This window comes from Sodalis-like endosymbiont of Proechinophthirus fluctus, assembly GCF_001602625.1.
Taxonomy (GTDB): domain Bacteria; phylum Pseudomonadota; class Gammaproteobacteria; order Enterobacterales; family Enterobacteriaceae.
Genome location: NZ_LECR01000046.1, coordinates 38,240 through 38,463, shown reverse-complemented (window position 1 = coordinate 38,463; position 224 = coordinate 38,240). Strand labels below are relative to the sequence as shown.

Below are 224 nucleotides of genomic sequence, written 5' to 3'. Positions count from 1 at the left end.
CCGCCGATAATAGTAACACTCATCCTTTGCGCGCCGTCGCCATAAGGGCTTCAATCGCCCCGGCCTTTTTGACGACCGAGGCAGTGAGGTTTTCATTACCCGCAGCGGTAATCACAATGTTATCTTCAATGCGAATGCCGATACCGCGGTAGGCGGGGGGCACATCGGCGTCGTTGGCAATATAAATACCAGGTTCGATGGTCAGAACCATGCCCGGCTCCAGC

General features: G+C 55.4%; 1 protein-coding gene. It reads right to left on the bottom strand.

Annotation, left to right across the window (positions count from 1 at the left end; genetic code table 11):
* Window positions 1-19: 19 nt before the first annotated feature.
* Window positions 20-224 (bottom strand): M24 family metallopeptidase (locus BG74_RS16965; RefSeq protein ID WP_244267324.1); only part of this gene is annotated, 205 nt, incomplete at its 5' end.